Annotated in this window: 18 protein-coding genes; 7 read left to right on the plus strand and 11 right to left on the minus strand. The window is 61.8% G+C overall.

Translation table 11 applies throughout. The features are described 5' to 3' along the window. The 3 genes from P9250_RS09755 (at position 1) to P9250_RS09765 (ending at position 2,017) form a co-directional block, all read left to right on the plus strand. A complete protein-coding gene (locus P9250_RS09755) occupies positions 1–852 on the plus strand; it encodes a sugar phosphate isomerase/epimerase family protein (protein ID WP_310392645.1) in 852 nt (283 codons plus the stop codon). Positions 853–944: 92 nt separating this feature from the next. Further along, the gene (locus tag P9250_RS09760; RefSeq protein WP_250494166.1) at positions 945–1,403 is read left to right on the plus strand and encodes a GNAT family N-acetyltransferase; all 459 of its coding nucleotides are present in this window, start codon (positions 945–947) and stop codon (positions 1,401–1,403) included. Further along, the gene (locus P9250_RS09765) at positions 1,400–2,017 is read left to right on the plus strand and encodes an NAD(P)H-dependent oxidoreductase (protein ID WP_310392646.1); all 618 of its coding nucleotides are present in this window, start codon (positions 1,400–1,402) and stop codon (positions 2,015–2,017) included. The genes P9250_RS09760 and P9250_RS09765 overlap by 4 nt, the downstream gene beginning before the upstream one ends. 7 nt (positions 2,018–2,024) lie before the next feature. On the opposite strand, the gene P9250_RS09770 is transcribed toward P9250_RS09765, so the two are convergent. Next, a complete protein-coding gene (locus tag P9250_RS09770; protein ID WP_310392647.1) occupies positions 2,025–3,473 on the minus strand; it encodes a PLP-dependent aminotransferase family protein in 1,449 nt (482 codons plus the stop codon). Positions 3,474–3,578: 105 nt separating this feature from the next. On the opposite strand from P9250_RS09770, the gene P9250_RS09775 reads away from it, so the two are divergent. Then, positions 3,579–4,325 (plus strand): NAD(P)H-binding protein, encoded by a 747-nt coding sequence (locus tag P9250_RS09775; RefSeq protein WP_310392648.1) that lies wholly within the window; start codon positions 3,579–3,581, stop codon positions 4,323–4,325. A 1-nt stretch (position 4,326) separates the two neighbouring features. Here P9250_RS09775 and P9250_RS09780 read toward each other — a convergent pair whose 3' ends face one another. Next, positions 4,327–5,445, minus strand: coding sequence for a porin (locus P9250_RS09780; protein WP_255784700.1), 1,119 nt, complete (start codon positions 5,443–5,445; stop codon positions 4,327–4,329). A gap of 151 nt (positions 5,446–5,596) precedes the next feature. Here P9250_RS09780 and P9250_RS09785 point away from each other — a divergent pair, with 151 nt between their 5' ends. Both P9250_RS09785 and P9250_RS09790 read left to right on the plus strand, forming a co-directional pair. Next, entirely contained in the window at positions 5,597–6,232 is a 636-nt protein-coding gene (locus tag P9250_RS09785) for a TetR/AcrR family transcriptional regulator (RefSeq protein WP_310392649.1), read from the plus strand. Between the two features lie 268 nt (positions 6,233–6,500). After that, positions 6,501–8,585: a glycosyl hydrolase family 28 protein gene (locus P9250_RS09790; RefSeq protein ID WP_310392650.1), complete on the plus strand. Its 2,085-nt coding sequence runs from the start codon at positions 6,501–6,503 to the stop codon at positions 8,583–8,585. A gap of 76 nt (positions 8,586–8,661) precedes the next feature. On the opposite strand, the gene P9250_RS09795 is transcribed toward P9250_RS09790, so the two are convergent. The 5 genes from P9250_RS09795 to P9250_RS09815 form a co-directional block, all read right to left on the minus strand. Beyond that, entirely contained in the window at positions 8,662–9,936 is a 1,275-nt protein-coding gene (locus tag P9250_RS09795; protein ID WP_310392651.1) for a hypothetical protein, read from the minus strand. Positions 9,937–10,102: 166 nt separating this feature from the next. Further along, complete coding sequence (locus tag P9250_RS09800) at positions 10,103–10,633, minus strand: hypothetical protein (protein ID WP_310392652.1); 531 nt, start codon at positions 10,631–10,633, stop codon at positions 10,103–10,105. 24 nt (positions 10,634–10,657) lie between these two features. Continuing rightward, positions 10,658–11,596: a CsgG/HfaB family protein gene (locus tag P9250_RS09805; protein WP_244830057.1), complete on the minus strand. Its 939-nt coding sequence runs from the start codon at positions 11,594–11,596 to the stop codon at positions 10,658–10,660. 14 nt (positions 11,597–11,610) lie between these two features. Further along, positions 11,611–12,051 (minus strand): curli assembly protein CsgF, encoded by a 441-nt coding sequence (locus P9250_RS09810; protein WP_250468527.1) that lies wholly within the window; start codon positions 12,049–12,051, stop codon positions 11,611–11,613. 33 nt (positions 12,052–12,084) lie between these two features. After that, a complete protein-coding gene (locus P9250_RS09815; protein WP_284507839.1) occupies positions 12,085–12,765 on the minus strand; it encodes a CsgE family curli-type amyloid fiber assembly protein in 681 nt (226 codons plus the stop codon). Positions 12,766–13,054: 289 nt separating this feature from the next. On the opposite strand from P9250_RS09815, the gene P9250_RS09820 reads away from it, so the two are divergent. After that, the gene (locus tag P9250_RS09820) at positions 13,055–13,255 is read left to right on the plus strand and encodes a hypothetical protein (RefSeq protein WP_309958361.1); all 201 of its coding nucleotides are present in this window, start codon (positions 13,055–13,057) and stop codon (positions 13,253–13,255) included. Between the two features lie 39 nt (positions 13,256–13,294). On the opposite strand, the gene P9250_RS09825 is transcribed toward P9250_RS09820, so the two are convergent. The 4 genes from P9250_RS09825 to P9250_RS09840 form a co-directional block, all read right to left on the minus strand. After that, on the minus strand, positions 13,295–13,642 hold the full coding sequence (locus tag P9250_RS09825; protein WP_250468531.1) for a ribbon-helix-helix domain-containing protein: 348 nt from the start codon (positions 13,640–13,642) through the stop codon (positions 13,295–13,297). A 99-nt stretch (positions 13,643–13,741) separates the two neighbouring features. Then, positions 13,742–15,325, minus strand: coding sequence for a GMC family oxidoreductase (locus P9250_RS09830; protein ID WP_250510757.1), 1,584 nt, complete (start codon positions 15,323–15,325; stop codon positions 13,742–13,744). 81 nt (positions 15,326–15,406) lie between these two features. Next, positions 15,407–16,054 (minus strand): twin-arginine translocation signal domain-containing protein, encoded by a 648-nt coding sequence (locus P9250_RS09835; protein ID WP_310392655.1) that lies wholly within the window; start codon positions 16,052–16,054, stop codon positions 15,407–15,409. 62 nt (positions 16,055–16,116) lie between these two features. Next, positions 16,117–16,515 carry a VOC family protein gene (locus P9250_RS09840; RefSeq protein ID WP_244830045.1) on the minus strand — a complete coding sequence of 133 codons (399 nt, stop codon included), beginning with the start codon at positions 16,513–16,515 and terminating at the stop codon, positions 16,117–16,119. Between the last annotated feature and the right edge of the window lie 123 nt (positions 16,516–16,638).

Below are 16,638 nucleotides of genomic sequence, written 5' to 3' on the forward strand. Positions count from 1 at the left end.
ATGCGCAGCCTGCAAGGAAGACTCGATCTATGCTCGATCAACACGGCGACGCTTGGCCATCGCGAGCCGCTCGACGTGACCATCGACCGTATCGCGCGTGCGGGATTCGGCGGCATTGCGCCGTGGCGGCATGAGGTGGAACAAGCAGATGTCAAGCAGATTGCACGGCGGATTCGCACGCACGGACTCACGGTGACGGGCTATTGCCGCTCGACTTACATTCCGGCGACGACGCGTGCTGGGTTCGACGCGAACATTGCAGCGAACCGCGCGGCTCTGCGCGATGCAGCGATTCTCGACGCACGCGCCTTTGTCATGGTCGTGGGCGCGCTGCCCGATGACAGTCGCGACCTGCGCGGCGCGCGCGAGCAGATAGCGGAAGGCATCGGCTTATTGCATGAAACCGCACGTGACTGCGGCGTGCCGCTCGCGCTCGAACCGCTGCATCCCATGTACGCGGCAGAACGTTCGGCCATCAACACGATCGCGCAAGCGCTGGCGATATGCACGGACATCGATCCTCATGCGGATGGCTTTCTCGGCATCGCTGTCGATGCCTACCACTGCTGGTGGGACCCGGCGCTCGTCGAATCGATAGGCGCGGCGGGAAGCGACAAGAGGATTCGTGCGTTTCACGTATGCGACTGGCTGCGCGAAACGCGCGACATGTTGCTCGATCGCGGCATGATGGGCGACGGCGTGATCGAACTCGCGGCGCTGCGGGCCGCGGTTGAACGGGCGGGCTATGACGGTTTGATCGAAGTGGAGATTTTTTCGAAGGACAACTGGTGGCGCCGCGATCCCGCCGATGTGCTCGACATTTGCGCGCAGCGTCTGCCGAGTGTGTGCTGAAATCTTGGCCTAGTTGGTTTGCGCTTTCTTGGCTCTCGTCGCTGGGTCATCGAGAATGTATCGTACGGTTCATGCCTCAAGGAGAAACACGCATGAACCCAAGAATCGTCATACGCCATCTCGATACGCCCGCCGACTGGACGCGCGCTTTCTCGGTGATGAAACAACTGCGTCCGCATCTGACGGATGCCACGGCTTTCTGCACGCAACTGCGAGCACAGCATGAACAAGGCTACCGTTTGATCGCCGCGTCCGACGCGGACACGGTCCTCGGACTCGCGGGTTATCGCACGCAGATGAATCTGATCTATGGACGCTTCGTCTACGTGGACGATCTCGTCGTCACGAACGAGTTGCAACGTAGCGGCATCGGCGCAAGCCTGCTCGATGCCGTGCGCAACATCGCGCGCGAATCCGATTGCGCCCACTTCGTGCTCGACACAGGCCTGCATATGGCACTCGCGCAGCGCTTCTACTACCGCAATGGCTTGCTCGCGCGAGGCATGCATTTCGTCGAGACGCTGAACGATACGACGGAGCAGACGCGATGAGACTTCTTCTGCTCAACGCCAGCCCGCATGGCGAGAACAGCCACGGCCATCGACTCGCCATGGAGATGATCGAGCGTCTGCGCAGCACCAATATCGTCGAAGTGATCGAACGCGATCTGACGGCGCATCCGCTTGCGCCCATCACACGCGATTATGCCGGCAACGTTACCTCGCGCACGCCCGATGCCAGCGCGTTCGATCTCTCCGAAACGCTGGTCGGCGAGATAGAAGCGACCGATGCGCTCATCATCAACACGCCGATGCATAACTTCACCGTTCCCGCCGCGTTGAAACTATGGATCGACTATGTGTTGCGCATTCATCGCACGTTCGCGGCCACGCTCGAAGGCAAGATCGGCTTGATGCGCGACCGGCCCACGTTCGTGATCGTCGGGTCCGGCGGTTTTCATACAGGGGAACGCGCGCGTCAGCCGGACTTTCTGACGCCGTATCTGCGATATGCGCTGGGTTCCATCGGCATTCACAGCGTGCAGTTTTTGTTGCTGCAGGGGCTCGTCATGGGAGACGCCGCAGTCGAGGACGCGTTGCGTGTTGCACGCGCCAGGCTCGCGCATCATGCGCTCTTCGCTTCGAGCGATTCCGTCGCGCTCTAATCGCGCTTTAGCCATCGAACGCGCGCCTCAGCATGCGCGCAAGACGCGACGCTTCCGCTGCGGTGCCGACATTGGCAAAGCCGAGCACGAGGCCACTCAACGTGCGCTTCGTGCGTTTGCCCAGATACCACGCCGATAAACCGATCACCGCGAACCCTGCCTCGCGGGCGCGCGCGGCGACAGCGAGATCATCCACGGGACCGTCGCGGCCCGCATTGAAGATGGCCACCAGATGCATGCCGCCAGCGGGCAACTCCACGCTCAGCCTCGCCCCGAACGCCTGCACGAGCGCATCGGCAAGCAAGGTGCGACGCTCGTCGTATAACGCACGCATGCGCTTGAGATGCCGCGCGAAATGCCCTTGCGCGATGAAGTCCGCCACGGCCGCCTGCAATAGATACGGCGAGCCCGCATTGGTGCTCCTCGTCAATTGCCCGAAGCGCGCGACGGCCCGCTCGGGCACCACCACATACGAAAGCCGCAAGCCGGGAAACAGCACCTTGCTGAAGGTGCCGCAATAAATCACGCGATCATCCCGATCGAGGCTCTTCAACGCCGGCAACGGACGCCCGACGTAGCGAAACTCGCTGTCGTAATCATCTTCCACGATCCAGCTTCCCGCGCGATTCGCCCAGTCGAGCAGCTTCATGCGCCGCGCGAGCGAAAGCGTGACGCCAAGCGGACTCTGATGCGACGGCGTGACGAACGCAAAGCGCGCATCCGGCGCGAGCGCCACGCCGCGTTCGACATCGAGACCTTCGTCATCGACCCGGACCGGCACGAGCCGCAGTCCCGCTTCGATGAGAAAGTTACGCGCGAGCAGATAGCCCGGTTCCTCGAACCACGCGCTGTCGCCCGGTCGAGCGAGGCCGCGCAAGACGAGTTCGAGCGTCGCGCGATAGCCGTTGGTCACGAACACCTGTTCCGGCGAGCATTCCACACCGCGCGACAAGCCGACATACGTTGCAATGTGCTCGCGCAACGGTCCATAGCCCGCTGGTTCCGGATAGGTGAGCGCGGCGACATCGCCGCTTCTCGCGCGATACGCCACGAGCCTGCTCCAGACCTTGCGCGGAAAGGCATCGAGCGCGGGCAGGCCGGGGCGTAGCGGCTTCGCGTCGTTGCCGATGTCATCCGCACGCGGAGGCTGCGCGGGCGCAAGCGCGCGGTCACGGCTCTTGCGCGATCGCGCGGCGGTCGCCGACGGAGGCAACGACGACGATACGAACGTACCCGCCGCGCCGCGCATGTGCAGATAGCCTTCGTTGACGAGGATGCTGTAGGCCAACTCCACCGTGCCGCGCGCGGTGTTGAGCTGCGTCGCCAAGCCTCGCAAGGCGGGCACGCGGTCGCCGGGCCGCAAATGCCCTGCCGCGATAGCCGACTTGAATCGCTCGCAAATCTGCAGATAGATCGGCAATTCCTCGCGCCGGTCGATTTCCATGTTCCACGCCATGACGCATCCTATGGCCTAGTCAATCTTGCGAATCTTGTCCCTTTTGGGTGAGCCATCATTCTTGCACAATGGCTTCAACCATTCATCCACTTGAAGAGGCTGGACATGAAGATTGTCGTTATTGGCGGAACGGGGCTCATCGGTGCGAAGGCAGTCGCCATTCTGCGCGCACAGGCTCACGATGTACTGGCCGCATCGTCGCGCGGCGGTGTGAATGCCGTCACGGGCGAAGGCTTGAAGGAAGCGTTGACGGGCGCGCACACGGTTATCGACGTAACGAACGCGCCTTCTTGGGCGCCCGATGACGTGATGGCGTTCTTCCGCACGTCGACCATGAACCTGATCGAAGCCGGACACGCAGCGGGCGTGAAACATCATGTGGCGTTGTCGATTGTCGGCACGGATCGCATGCCGGACAACGGCTATTTTCGCGCGAAGGACGAGCAGGAAAAGCTGATTCGCGAATCGGGTTTGCCTTACACCATCGTACGCGCGACGCAGTTCTTCGAGTTTCTGCAAGGCATCGCCGATGTCTGTACGAGCGATGACCAAACGCGTCTCTCGCCGCATCGATTTCAGCCGATTGCAGCGGACGACGTGGCCGCCATCGTCGCGGATATCGCGCTGACCGCGCCGCTGAATGGCGTGCTCGATATAGCCGGACCGGAGCGCGCGCCCATGAACGAATTGATATCGCGCTATCTGCAGGCGGTGAGTGACACGCGCGATGTCGTCGTCGATACAAACGCCACGTACTTCGGCGGCACGCTCGAAGAAGATTCGCTCGTGCCGCTCGCCGATGCGCGTCTGGGTCGCACGCGTCTTGCAGACTGGTTGCGCCGCGAAGCCTGAATCAGAAGATGTGCATCAGGCCGACATACGCACCCGTTTGCGATTCTCCCGCGAGCGGGCTCGTGCTGGGCGTCGTGTCGCGCGGCGTGGCGAACACCGAAAACGTGCCGTTCGCGCTGTTGCGCACGTAGGCTACCGTGCCATAGACGAACGTGCGCTTGGTGAAGTTGTAGGTCGTGCCGAGCGCATAGAGCGTCGCGTGACTGGCTGGATCGTGCGCCGTATCGCCCGTGCCGTCGCCCACGTGAATGTAAAAGCCCGCGGCCGTCACGGCCCATTGCGGCGTCCACTGGTAAGTCGCGCCGAGCCAGTAGTGATCGGCGCTATCCGCCACGCCTGCGGGCGAATCCGGCGCGGCGTAGTGCGTGTACGCGGCTTGCAGCTTGAACTTGTCGACCTTCACGTTTGCACCGACAAAGTATTCGCGCGACGCCTGGAAGATGTTGTCGAGCCGGCCATCCACGCTGCGCAGTTCATCGTAGATGCCGCGCACGTCGAGCATCGACGAATGATAGGTGAGCATGATGCCGTCCGAGCGGCCGAACTCGCCCGTCGCGCCCTTGTTGAACGCGCCCGGCTGATTGCCGAACGCATACTGCCCCTGCACGTCGAGGCCATGAAACACCGGGCTGTGATATTCGACGTTATTGCTGCTTTGCTGCCAGTTGCGTCCTCTCACGAGCGATGCCGACGACACCGCCTGCTGCACGAAGGGATCGAATTCCCAGACGCCGTCGCTATCGATGAAAAGATTACGGCCGGCCTGCAATTGCCCCCACTCTTTCGAAGTCAGTCCCACATAAGCGCGCCGCGACCACATGCGTCCGCCGCCCGTTGTGCCGTTCATGATCTGCAAGGCGGTTTCGAGCGTGAAGATGGCCGACGTGCCGCCGCCCAGATTTTCGATACCTTTCAGCCCGAACATGCTCGTGCCCCAGTCGCCGCCTTCGGCGCTCCAGCGCGAGGACGTGCCGCCTTGACCGTTCGCCACGTGGTTCAGATATTCGATGCCGCCATCGAGACGGCCATACATGGTGACCGTGGATTGCGCATACGCGCCCGACGCAAAACCTGTCGATAAAAACAGGATACTTGCCGCTTTGATCAAACGATGTCTCATGATGTGTTGCACTCCTTTGACTGGCGCAATCTTATTGACGGAAGTATCTCCGGCAGCAACATAGCACCAACTCGCGAAGTCTTCACGAATGACGGCGACGGAACATGTTAAGCATACAATCGCGTCTCTCACCGACTCGAAGCCTCGCCGCATGATCAAGCCTAAACAACGCGACGCCGAACGCACGAAAGCGGCCTTGCTCGAAGCCGCCGCCGAAGCGTTCGCTCAAAACGGTTTCGCCTCCACGCGCGTGGAAGACGTCGCGCAAAGCGTCGGACTCACCAAACGGCTCGTCTTTTACTACTTCGATTCAAAAGAGAAACTGTATATCGCGACGCTCGAAGCGGCGTATCAGCGCATCCGTCGCGAGGAAGAAGCGCTCGGCGACGCCAACATCCCGCCACGCGAAGCGCTCGCGCAAATCTGCGCCTTCACGTTCGATTATTACGTGAGCCATCCGAGCTTCGTGCGGCTCGTGGCAAGCGAGAACATAGAAGGCGGCGCATTCCTCGCGAAATCGGGCGTGGTGCGCGAGAGCAATCAGGGCATCATTCGCCTGCTCGACGCCATCCTCGAACGCGGCCGCGAGCAAGGCGTATTTCGCCGCGATGTCAGCGCGAAGGACGTGCACATGACCATCAGCAGCCTAGCTTTTTTCTGCATCGCGAATCAGCACACCTTCGGCACGCTGTTCGATATCGACATGAAAGCCGAAGCGTTTCTCGTGGCCAAGCGCGCGCAGATCGTGGATATTGTCGACCGGTTTTTGATGCCTTCTAGCAGTTGACGGGGTCTTCTCCGTACCCGCCAGCCAGGACGCGCTTACGTTGAAACCGATTCAACCGGCGATTTCGAAGACAAGTTCGCCGCCGATTCTTATGTTTTTCTTATAAATGGCTTAAGGGACAAACCCAAGTATCTCTCTTGATTCGGATCGCTAAGATTCTCCTCGAAGTTGTACGACCACATGAGAAGATTGCGCCGCCTTATCGGATGACATCAGGCAGCGTTCTCCCTCGGATGACGTATTCAAACAACGAGGCTTTGACCCAAGCATGAGAAATTGCATCCACAGCAGTTCAAAGAGAGAAACCAAGAGCAGTCCGTCGCGGATCGCGGCCGCGTGGCTTTTATCGGTTACGACGGTGTTCGCGCTCGGCGCTTGCGGCGGCTCTTCGTCCACGCCGACAAACGCGGCGGTCGAGAATAACGGCGAAGCACCGGCGGCTTCGGCGGCTTCAGCGGCTTCGGCGGCTTCAGCGGCTTCGGCGGCTTCAGCGGCTTCAGCGGCTTCAGCGGCTTCAGCGGCTTCAGCGGGTTCGTCCGCTGCGCCTGCATCGGCAGCTATTCCTGCATCGACCGCTACACCGGCGCCAACCGCCTCCGACGCCACGCCTGCGCAAACCGCGTCCGATGCCGCGCCCGCCAGTGACTCGGCCGTCGTCACGCCGCCCGCAGGCTTCAAGGTCGGCACGACGCTCTACGACGCCGCATTGCCGCCCGAACCGTCGTTGCCCACCGCCGCGCAAGTCTGCAAGGAACTGCCCGCCACGCTCTCCGCGCTGCCAAACGGCCTCCTGCCCGATAGCGCCGACGCCACCGACACTGCGCCCGACACCGCGCGCATTCAGGCCGCGCTCAACGACTGCGCGAACAAGTCGAGCACGAGTCTCGCGACCAACAAGGCCGTGCATCTGATGGCCGGATCGGGCGGCGCGAACGAGTTTCTCGCAGGCGCGCTGACCATGCCGACCGGCATCACCTTGTGGATCGATCAGGGCGTCACGCTCTTCGCGTCGCGCGACCCACGTCAGTACGACAAGACCAAGGGGACGGCGAGTTGCGGCGTCATCACCGCGAGCGACAACGGCTGTCTCGCGCTCATCAACGCGAGCAAGGTCGCCAATGTCGCGGTGATGGGCGACGGTGTCATCGACGGGCGCGGCGGCAGTCCCCTCGTGAGCAGCGTGCCGAACGACCCGAATCTGCTCAAACGCCCCGACGGCACCACCATGAGCTGGTGGGACATCGGCTGGAAGGCCAACAAGGTGCTGAATCAGGCGCAGAACAATCCGCGCCTCGTCCAGATCAGCAACGGGCGCAATTTCACGTTGTACCGCGTGACGTTGCAGAATGCGCCGAAGTTCCATGTGGTGCCGAGCGGCATCGACGGCTTCACGGCATGGGCCGTCAAGATCTACACGCCGACGGCCGCCTATGAAGCCATGACGAACTATCTCGGCATGCCGTATAGCCCCGCCACCGCGAAGAACACCGACGGCATCGATCCCGGCAGTTCGGGCGTCATCACGAGCAATGCGGGCAATCCCGGCAGGCTCGCGGGGGACGCGAGCAACATCCTGATCGCCTATTCGTTCATCCGCACCGGCGATGACAACATGGCGATCAAGGGCGGCACGGGCACGGTCAACGGCCGGACCTATAACCTCACCGTTGCGCATAGTCACTTCTACGAAGGCCACGGCATGTCGATCGGCAGCGAAACCGCTGGCACCGACAACGGCGCGGCCAATCCGGATGTCGTCGCGGTCAACGGCGTCTTGCCGAGCGTGAGCAACGTCAATGTCTACGATCTCGCGATCGACGGCGCGGACAACGGCCTGCGCATCAAGTCGGACTGGAGCCGCAGCGGACTGATCTCGAACATCCGCTATTCGAACATTTGCATCCGCACGCCTTCGTCGTCGCCGGACGGCAACCCGCAGGCACTCATCTTCTCGCCGTATTACAGCGCGACGAAGAATGGCGGCCTTTATCCGAACATGCAGGGCATCGCGCTCGATGGCGTGCGTATCGTGAATGCATCGAGCTATACGTTCCAGGGCTTCAATTCGGCAAGTCCCATCATGCAAGGCTCCGGATGGTCCGGCGGCACGGCGGGTGTGCCGAATCCGCCGGTCGTGAATCCGCTCGTGATTTCGCTCAACAACGTTATCGCGGATATGGCGCCGGCTGGCTTCGCCGTGTCGGATGCGCTTATTGCCATTAGAGCGGATGGAACGAATCTGCCCTTTCAGACCGCCGGCAGCGTGACGGTCACGCGTTCGACCAACACGGGCACGTCAGGCCCGGTCGATTGCAGCGCCGCCTTCGTGCCTTTCCCGGGGCAAGGCGCGTAACGCAATAAGACACGCAAATAAAAAACGGGCGGCTCCCGCATGAGCCGCCCGCAAGGTACTGCAAGAACCGCGATGCTTACTTCTGTGCGATGGTCGCCTTGTTGCCCGTGCCCGTTTGCGTCACGACAGCCGTGTTGCCGTAGCCAGCTTGCGTCACCGATGCGTTGTTGCCCAGGCCAATCTGCGTGATCACGCCGACGTTGTTGGCGCCCGTTTGCGACGAGGTCGCGACGTTGCCGAAGCCCGCTTGCGTCAGCAGCAAGTCTTCATACGAGCCCGACTGCGAAGCCTTCGCCGTGTTCAGATCGCCGATTTGCGACGACACGATGTTCGATTCACCCGCGCTGTCCTGCGTCAGATCGGCCTTGTTCGACGAGCCGAGTTGCAGCGAGCTTGCCGTGTTGCCGCCGCCGAAGCGCTGTGCAACCGAAGCCGTGTTGTTGCTGCCGGTCTGGACGACGGTCGCGTGGTCGTTCGAAGCGTACAGTTGATCGACGTAAGCGGTGTTGAACGCGGCGCCCGACTGAACGATGTTGGTCGTCTCGTTTTGCGCGTTGATCTGATGCACGCTTGCGAGGTTCGGCAGGCTGGCGCCGCTCTGGTCGATGGTCGTGTGGTTGTTGCCACCGTTGGTCGACGAGACGTTGGCGATTTCCGCGCCGTTCTGCGTGATCTTGACCGTGTCGGCGTATTCGTTGTTTTGCTGAACCGACGTGTCGGTCACGCCGCCCGTTTGCGTCACGGTCGTGTCGTTGTAGCCGCCGCCCGTGGTTTGCACCACTGCCTTGCCGTGGTCACGGTCTTGCGAAATCTTCACCGTGTTGCCGATCGTGGCCGACTGCGTCACGGTGGCTTCGCCGCCGTCGATCTTGCCGTACTGCGTCGAACCTTGATTGATGGTGACGCTGTTCGAGCCGCCGCCCGTTTGCGAGATCGTCGACTTGCTGTTGGCGCCGTATTGGTTGACGGTGTCCTTGTCTTGCGACGCGTTGGTTTGCGTTACGTTGGCCGTCGAGTTCGTGCCGTTCTGCGAGATGCGGGTGGTTTCGCTGTGTGCGCCGTCTTGCGTGACCGTCGCGCCGAGCTTCGAGTTCGCCGCGCCGCTCAGTTGCTTGATGTCGGTGTCGTTGTTCGAGCCGTTCGACGACGTGACAGTAGCTTGCGCGTTGTTCGCGCTTTGCAGAACATTGACCGTGTCGTTGCTCGATGCCGTCTGCGTCACGGTAGCCGCGTTGCCGGCGCCGATCTGCGTCACGAAGGCTTTTTCGCCTACCGACGAGTTGTCGGCGAAAGCTGCCGTCGATGCCAGTGCTGCCAGACCCATAGCGATGATAGATGCCTTGACTTTCATTTTTATGCCTCGTTGATTTGATATTTTGAGTACTTCGATTAGTCACCCTAACGGCTGACGGCCCCTACCGTCAGCCGGCACGACTCCACCTACTCTCCTGCATCACACCTTACTGCGTTACCGCGGTCTCCTCTCACCCTGGCACTCGACCATGGCGTTCAGGCACCTACTTCATGAGGACCGAAGCCCTCGCGCCGCCCGTCTGCGTCACAGACACGCCTGCGCCGTTGCGGCTTTGCAGGATGGAAACCTCGTTGCCGGCGCCGTACTGCGTCACCTGCGAAGACATCGAGGAACCGATCTGCGTGACCGCTGCTGCATTACCGCTGCCGCTCTGCACCATGACCGAGCGGTTGTTCGTTCCGGCCTGATAACCGGCGTACTGGTTGCCGCTGCCCGACTGCGAAAGCGCCGTCCAGTTGTCGTTGCCTGCCTGCGCCATCGCGGCGGCGTTCGCCACGCCCGCCTGATTGGCGAGCAGCACGTTCTGTCCTGCCTGCAGGCCGACGATGCGATTGCCCGCGCCCGCCTGATTGACACGCGCCGTCTGCCCGCCGAAGCCCGGCTCCGAAGGACCGAAGTCCGAGATCGGCGAGAGGTCCGCCGCGAACACCGCGAGCGATGCACTCACGACCGCGCCGCACGCCGCGAGCAGCGCGATTTTCGGGGCGCGTGTCAAGGAACGCATTGACTTCATTTCAGTCTCCTCCATCAATGTGCCTTAACTCTTGGCCGCCGATGCGCTCGGCGGATCGATCTTCTCGGGGCTATACGCGGGATTGATCTGCTCCATCGTCGCGGCATAGCCCTGGTTTTCCTGCAAGTAGCGCTGCATGGTCGGGTCATACCAGTCCTTCGTGTCCTTGAGCGACCACGACTGATTGGCCACGCCTTGCACGATCAGATGCACGAGCGCCGATTCGATCGCTTCGTTCACGCACAACTGTTGCGGCTCGTTGCGCGTCATGCCGAGTTCGGCCTGCAACAGATCCTTGAAGCCGATGAAGCGGTACACGCCCGTATCGACCTGAATCGAATAGATGGTCTTGGTGGTCGAGACGCTGTTGAGAATGGTGCCGTTGCGAATATCCACGGCACGCAGGTTCACCGTCACCTGATCCACGCGATACTGCTGCGACGCCGAAATCCCCAGATACGCGACGCCCGCGCCGCCCGTGCGAATGTTCGAGTCGTAGCCGACGATGCCGCCTTCCAGCACGATGCTCGCCGGCGCCAGCGATCCGATCTGCGGAATCGCGCGGTTCTTGTCGTCGGGCGTTTCGAGCGCCCGCATGATCTTGCGTTCGGTGAGCAGGTCCTGGAGATTCTCGCGTTCGACCGGCGTGAACCAGCCCGAATCGCGCATGGCTTTCACGAGGAACGACGCGCCGCCTTGCGTCACTTGCGAGGAAAACGAACTGTCCGGCGACGGCTTGTATTGGCCCGTCAGATCGCGAAAGCCATACACGGCCGCGACGATGCGTCCCTTCGGCGGTGGCAGATGCGTGAGATCGCGGGTCACGCGCGTCGGCGGCGTGAGGGTTGCGTTTCCCGCCGAGGGCATCGGCGCGGTGACGCAACCGGTGAGCAGCATCGAGCCGATGACGGCGGCGCCGAGCGCGGCGCGCATCGCGGAAAATTTGAAGTTGTTCTTATTCATGACGATGTTCGAGCTCACTGTCCGTTGCCAACGACGAAGGTCGTCGATGCGCCCGTGGTCTTGTCCGTGGTCGTCACTTGCAGATTGCCGCCCGTGACTTGCGTGATCGCAATCGAGAAGTTGCCCGTATTGATCGTGCCCGGATGCAAGGTGCCGTCGGTGCCGACGATCGAGCTCGAAATCGACGATGCGACGCGCGACAGGATCGCCTGCTGAAGTTGCGTGTTGAACTGGTCGAGCGTGGACTGGCTGCTCGTGCCGAGATCCGACAGCGACGGGTCCTTGTACTTGTTCTGGGCGTTCGCTTCGTTGAGCAGGTTCGTGCCGTTCAGCGGATTGCCGCCGAAGTTCGGATTGACCGGTTCATAGACGAGCGAGGTGGCGTGTGCGGCGGCGAGCGTCGTCGAGAGCGCGCAGGCGAGCATCGCGCGTTTTGCGGGCGCAGTGATCTTCATCGTGAATCCCCGTGATTGGCCGTGTTGCTTTTTTTAGAGTTCGTCCGTCGCCATGTCGGCGTCGCGGAACAAGAGGCGCGATATGTCGGCCTGCATGACGTTCTGAAACGCGATCTGCGCCGCGTTTTCCGCCACCGGCTTCACATTGGAGCGAGCGATCGGCAGGAACGCCTGGAACACGCGGCGTTGCCCGAACTCGACCCACACGAGGCTGCCGTAGCGCGCCGAGGGCCGCTCGTGCACCGAGACGATGTAGCGCTCGGAGAGGGGAATCGCGCCCCATGCCTGCGCGAACCAGTTGTAGAAGTCCTGGCCGGCAAGCGTCACGGTGTCGGTGGTGACGACGCCGCCGAGCGCATCGTCGAGCGGCTTCTGACCGTTGACGTCGGCGCCGCGGGCACGCGGGGTATCGGCGAGGGTATCGCCCTTGTCGAGCGATGACGAACCATTCACCGTGCCGCGCGAGCTGAGAGGCGCGCCATTGGCGGCGGGCAGCGCGGTGCCGCGGTTCAGCGGGCTGGGCGTCGGCGTGCTCGGCAGCGAAATGAGCGGCTGAGCTTGCGCCGAGGTCGTCACATGCGTGGCGATGGCCGGCGCTTCCGCGTCCTGCGCGTGAGCGCCCGTGATACTTCCCCAAAACGTGATGCACACTGCGGTCGTTCGCCGGAGGGTTTTAAAACCCTTCTCGAGCGAATTGTTTTTATCTCGCTGCATGACTTCCCCGTAAGCCTCTGGCCGCTATGGTGCTGCCTTGAAGCGTTTGTTTTTATTCGTAAGACGGAACCGATTCTGATCGAGACGCGACGGCTTTTATGTTGTCGTCGCCACATTCGACTGAGGAAAGTCGCAAGAAATGAAATCGTGTTGGAAAGGCCACTCAAAGCCAGTTGAAAATCACTGTAAAGAAACGTTTGCCGATGCCGTTAATCGGTGCAGAGCGTGCCGAATTAGGGTTTTCCACAGGCAGCGCCGCTGACAGAATTGATTGCGACAAGAGATAACGATGGTTTTCAGCTACAGAGATATGTTGGTCACGCCGGCAGCAGTCCGGCATGGAGATGCGTTTGCCGCAATGGCGCGCGTTCAGGACGTGGACGGCCGCGAGCGCTCGGTGCAACTGCCAGGGGAATTCGATTGCGTGGAAGAAGCGATCAGGTTTGCGATCGCTTCGGGGTTCGAGTATATCGATGGGACTTGTAATTGAAGGGTTCAGCGCTGTCTGGACTGGCGGCGGCGCTAGCCGCTACCGCGCCTTCAACACCCTCAACCCCGAATCATTCAACGCATTGCCCACGCGCGCTTCGCTTTCAGCTGGCGCCTTTTTCGCTTCGCGAATCGACAGATACCGCAGGCAGCACACGCGCAAGAATGAGGCGAAGTTGGTTGGCATCTCGCCACGCAGTGCGATCAACTCGTCGTAGAGCTTCACCGCGAACTGACTCGTCGTCAGATTTTCGCGCTCCGCGATTTCCTGCAGCACATCCCAGAACAGATTCTCCAGCCTGACCGTGGTGATCACTCCGTGAATGCGCAGCGAGCGCGTGCGCGATTCATACAGAATCGGATCGGCGTTGATATAGACCCCGCACATGAGAAAGCCCTCCCGTGATTGCCGGTCAACCCTACTTCCGGGCGACTCGTCCAGCAATCGAGTCGGACCCGGAAGCGTGGCAGGCATTAGTGCATCCATTCAAACGCGGCGCGCGTTCATCTGTCCCGCGATGTAATCCGCCTGCCGGATCGCGAGCGTCACGATGGTGAGCGTCGGATTTTCCGCCGCCCCCGTCGTGAACTGGCTGCCGTCGGAGATATACAGGTTTGCAACCTCGTGGGTCTGGCCATGCTTGTTGCACACGCCGTCCTCGGCGCGCGCGCTCATGCGGGCCGTGCCGAGATTGTGCGTCGATGGATACGGCGGCACGCGATACGTCATCTTCGCGCCGGCCGCCTCGTACACGGCGCTGCCCTGCTTGTAGGCATGCTCGCGCATTGCTTGGTCGTTCGGATGATCGTCGAAATGGACGTTCGCCACCGGCTGGCCGTATTGATCCTTCACGTCCGAATTGAGCGTCACGCGATTCGTCTCGCGCGGCATGTCCTCGCCGACGATCCACATGCCGGCTGTGTAAGCGTACTGATCCATGGTCTGCGCGAAGCTCGGACCCCACGCGCCCGGATCCACGAAAGCAGCATAAAACGGCAGACCGAGCGACACCGTTTCCAGATGGTAGCCACCCGCGAAACCGCGCTTGGGATCGAACACGGCTTCATCCTCGATGATGCCCGCCATCGTCGTGCCCTTGAACATCTCGACCTTGTCTTCGAACACGCCGTAGACCGAACCCGTCGTGTGGCGCATATAGTTGCGGCCCACCTGTCCCGAGCCGTTCGCGAGCCCGTCCGGAAACTTGCTCGATTGCGAGTTCAGCAAGAGGCGCGGCGTCTCGATGGAATTGCCCGCCACCGCGACGACGCGCGCTTTCTGACGTTGCAGCTTGCCGCTCGCGTCGTAGTAGACGACGCCGCTCGCCTTGCCGCGCGCATCGTGTTCAATGCGCACCACGTGCGCCTGCGTGCGCAACTCCATGTGCCCCGTGGCCTGCGCGCGCGGCAGTTCGGTATAGAGCGTCGACCACTTCGCGCCCATGCGGCAGCCTTGAAAGCAGAAGCCACGCTGGAAGCAATGCGCGCGGTCGTCGCGCACGGTGCTGTTGATCGCCATGTGGCCGGTGTTGCATTCCTTGTATCCGACCTTCTCCGCGCCCGCCGACATCACCTTGAAGTTGTTGTTGCCGGGCAGTCCGGGGAAACCGTTGGTGCGCGTGACACCCAGCTTCTTCTCTGCGCGGTCGTAGTACGGGTTCAGCTCGTCGCGCGTGACGGGCCAGTCGAGCAGGTTCGCGTCCTTGATATCGCCATACGTGGACTTCGCCTTGAACTCCCACGGCTGGATGCGCAGGCTCGCGCCCGCCCAGTGCACGGTGGTGCCGCCCACCGTCTTGCAGATCCATGCGGGCAGATTCGGGAAGTCCTTCGCCACGCGCCACGACCCGGACGTCGTGCGCTTGTCGAGCCACGACAGCATTTGAAACGCGTTCCATTCCTCCGTCGAAAAATCGCTTTGCGTATGCGAGCCGCCCGCTTCCAACACCACCACGTCGATCCCTTTCTGCGCAAGTTCGTTGGCAAGCGTCCCGCCGCCCGCGCCCGAACCGATGATGACGACCACATGGTCGTCGCTCTGCTTGAACTGCACCTTGTTGCCTGCGTACATGTCTGTCTCCGCTGTGTCCGCTGTATCGCGAGAGTCGGCGCTGCTGCCTGCTCGCCCGATGTCGTTTCGATCCGCGCGCAATCAGCCGTCTTTCGGAATCGGTCCGCTTGCGGCGACCGGCGGGTCCGGCAGCCATGACAGATTGTTGAAGCCCTGATAGAGATAGCCTCCGTCTCCCTTCGATGCCCCATAGCCGAAGTGCGCATACGCCATCGCGTTGCTGTAGAGCGAGACGACCGCGGTGCTGCGAATGGTTTCGAAGAACGGTGTGCCGGCAAGCGCCGCGACATCCTTTGCCTGGTCCGCCGCGGCGCGTTTGGTCCAGTCGGAACCGGCGCCGGCATCGAGCTTGCCGATGCCATCGGCGAGTTGTTGACGCACTGCCGGATCGGCCTTGGCCTTCGCGTCGAGGTCTTTGACGACGAGCGCATACACGGCGTTGTCCAGCGTGGGATGCGGAAACACCTGGCGCGTGAACGCAAGCAACACTTCGTCCTGATGCGTGTCGAACCCTTGCAGTTCGAGCGCCCACACGCGGCTTGGCGCCAGGCTCGCGAACACCGAGGTTACGGCGAGCGTGCCGACCAGCACGCCCGAACCGCGCAGGAATTCGCGTCGTGTCAACGCAATTTTAGGCGGCGCGGCTTGCGTTTCCGAGTGCCGCACGCCCGCCTCGATGACGTCGCCCGCCCGCCGCGGCGCGACGATCGGAATGATCGTGTCTCGCATGTCTATCTCCTTGTGGGGTACTGCAACAGCTTATTTATGTGTATGCGCTGCTCGAAATCGTGTTACTGATAATGGCCGTGCCGCTCCAGCACTTCGATCTTGTATCCGTCCGGGTCCTGAATGAAGAAGTAACGGGCGATGAGCGCGCCGTCGTCGTCGCGGAATTCGCGCAGGTCGTTGGGCGTCATGCCCAGTTCGATGAGACGCTCACGCTCGGCCTTGGCATCCGCGACACTCACGGCGACGTGTCCGTAGCCATCGCCATGGGTGTAGGGCTCGGCGCGTCCCTTGTTCCACGTGAGTTCGATTTCAGCGTCGGTTTCGTCGTTACGCAAATAGACGAGCGTGAAGTCCGGGAAGTCCAGCCGGTGCGCCGTCTCGAGATTCAGCGCGTTCTGGTAAAAGCGCAGCGAGCGGTCGAGGTCCTGCACACGAATCATCGTGTGGATCAGCTTTGACATGGCGTCTCCTCCTTGTGACGCAAGTTTAGGGAGACGCTTGGGGTCAAGGTAATGCCCGGCTAAATAGCCGACTCAGGACTTGCCCTGAGAGGCGAATTGAAAGCCTGCCGCGCCGCCGCAAAA

This window comes from Caballeronia sp. LP006 (assembly GCF_031450995.1).
Lineage (GTDB): Bacteria > Pseudomonadota > Gammaproteobacteria > Burkholderiales > Burkholderiaceae > Caballeronia.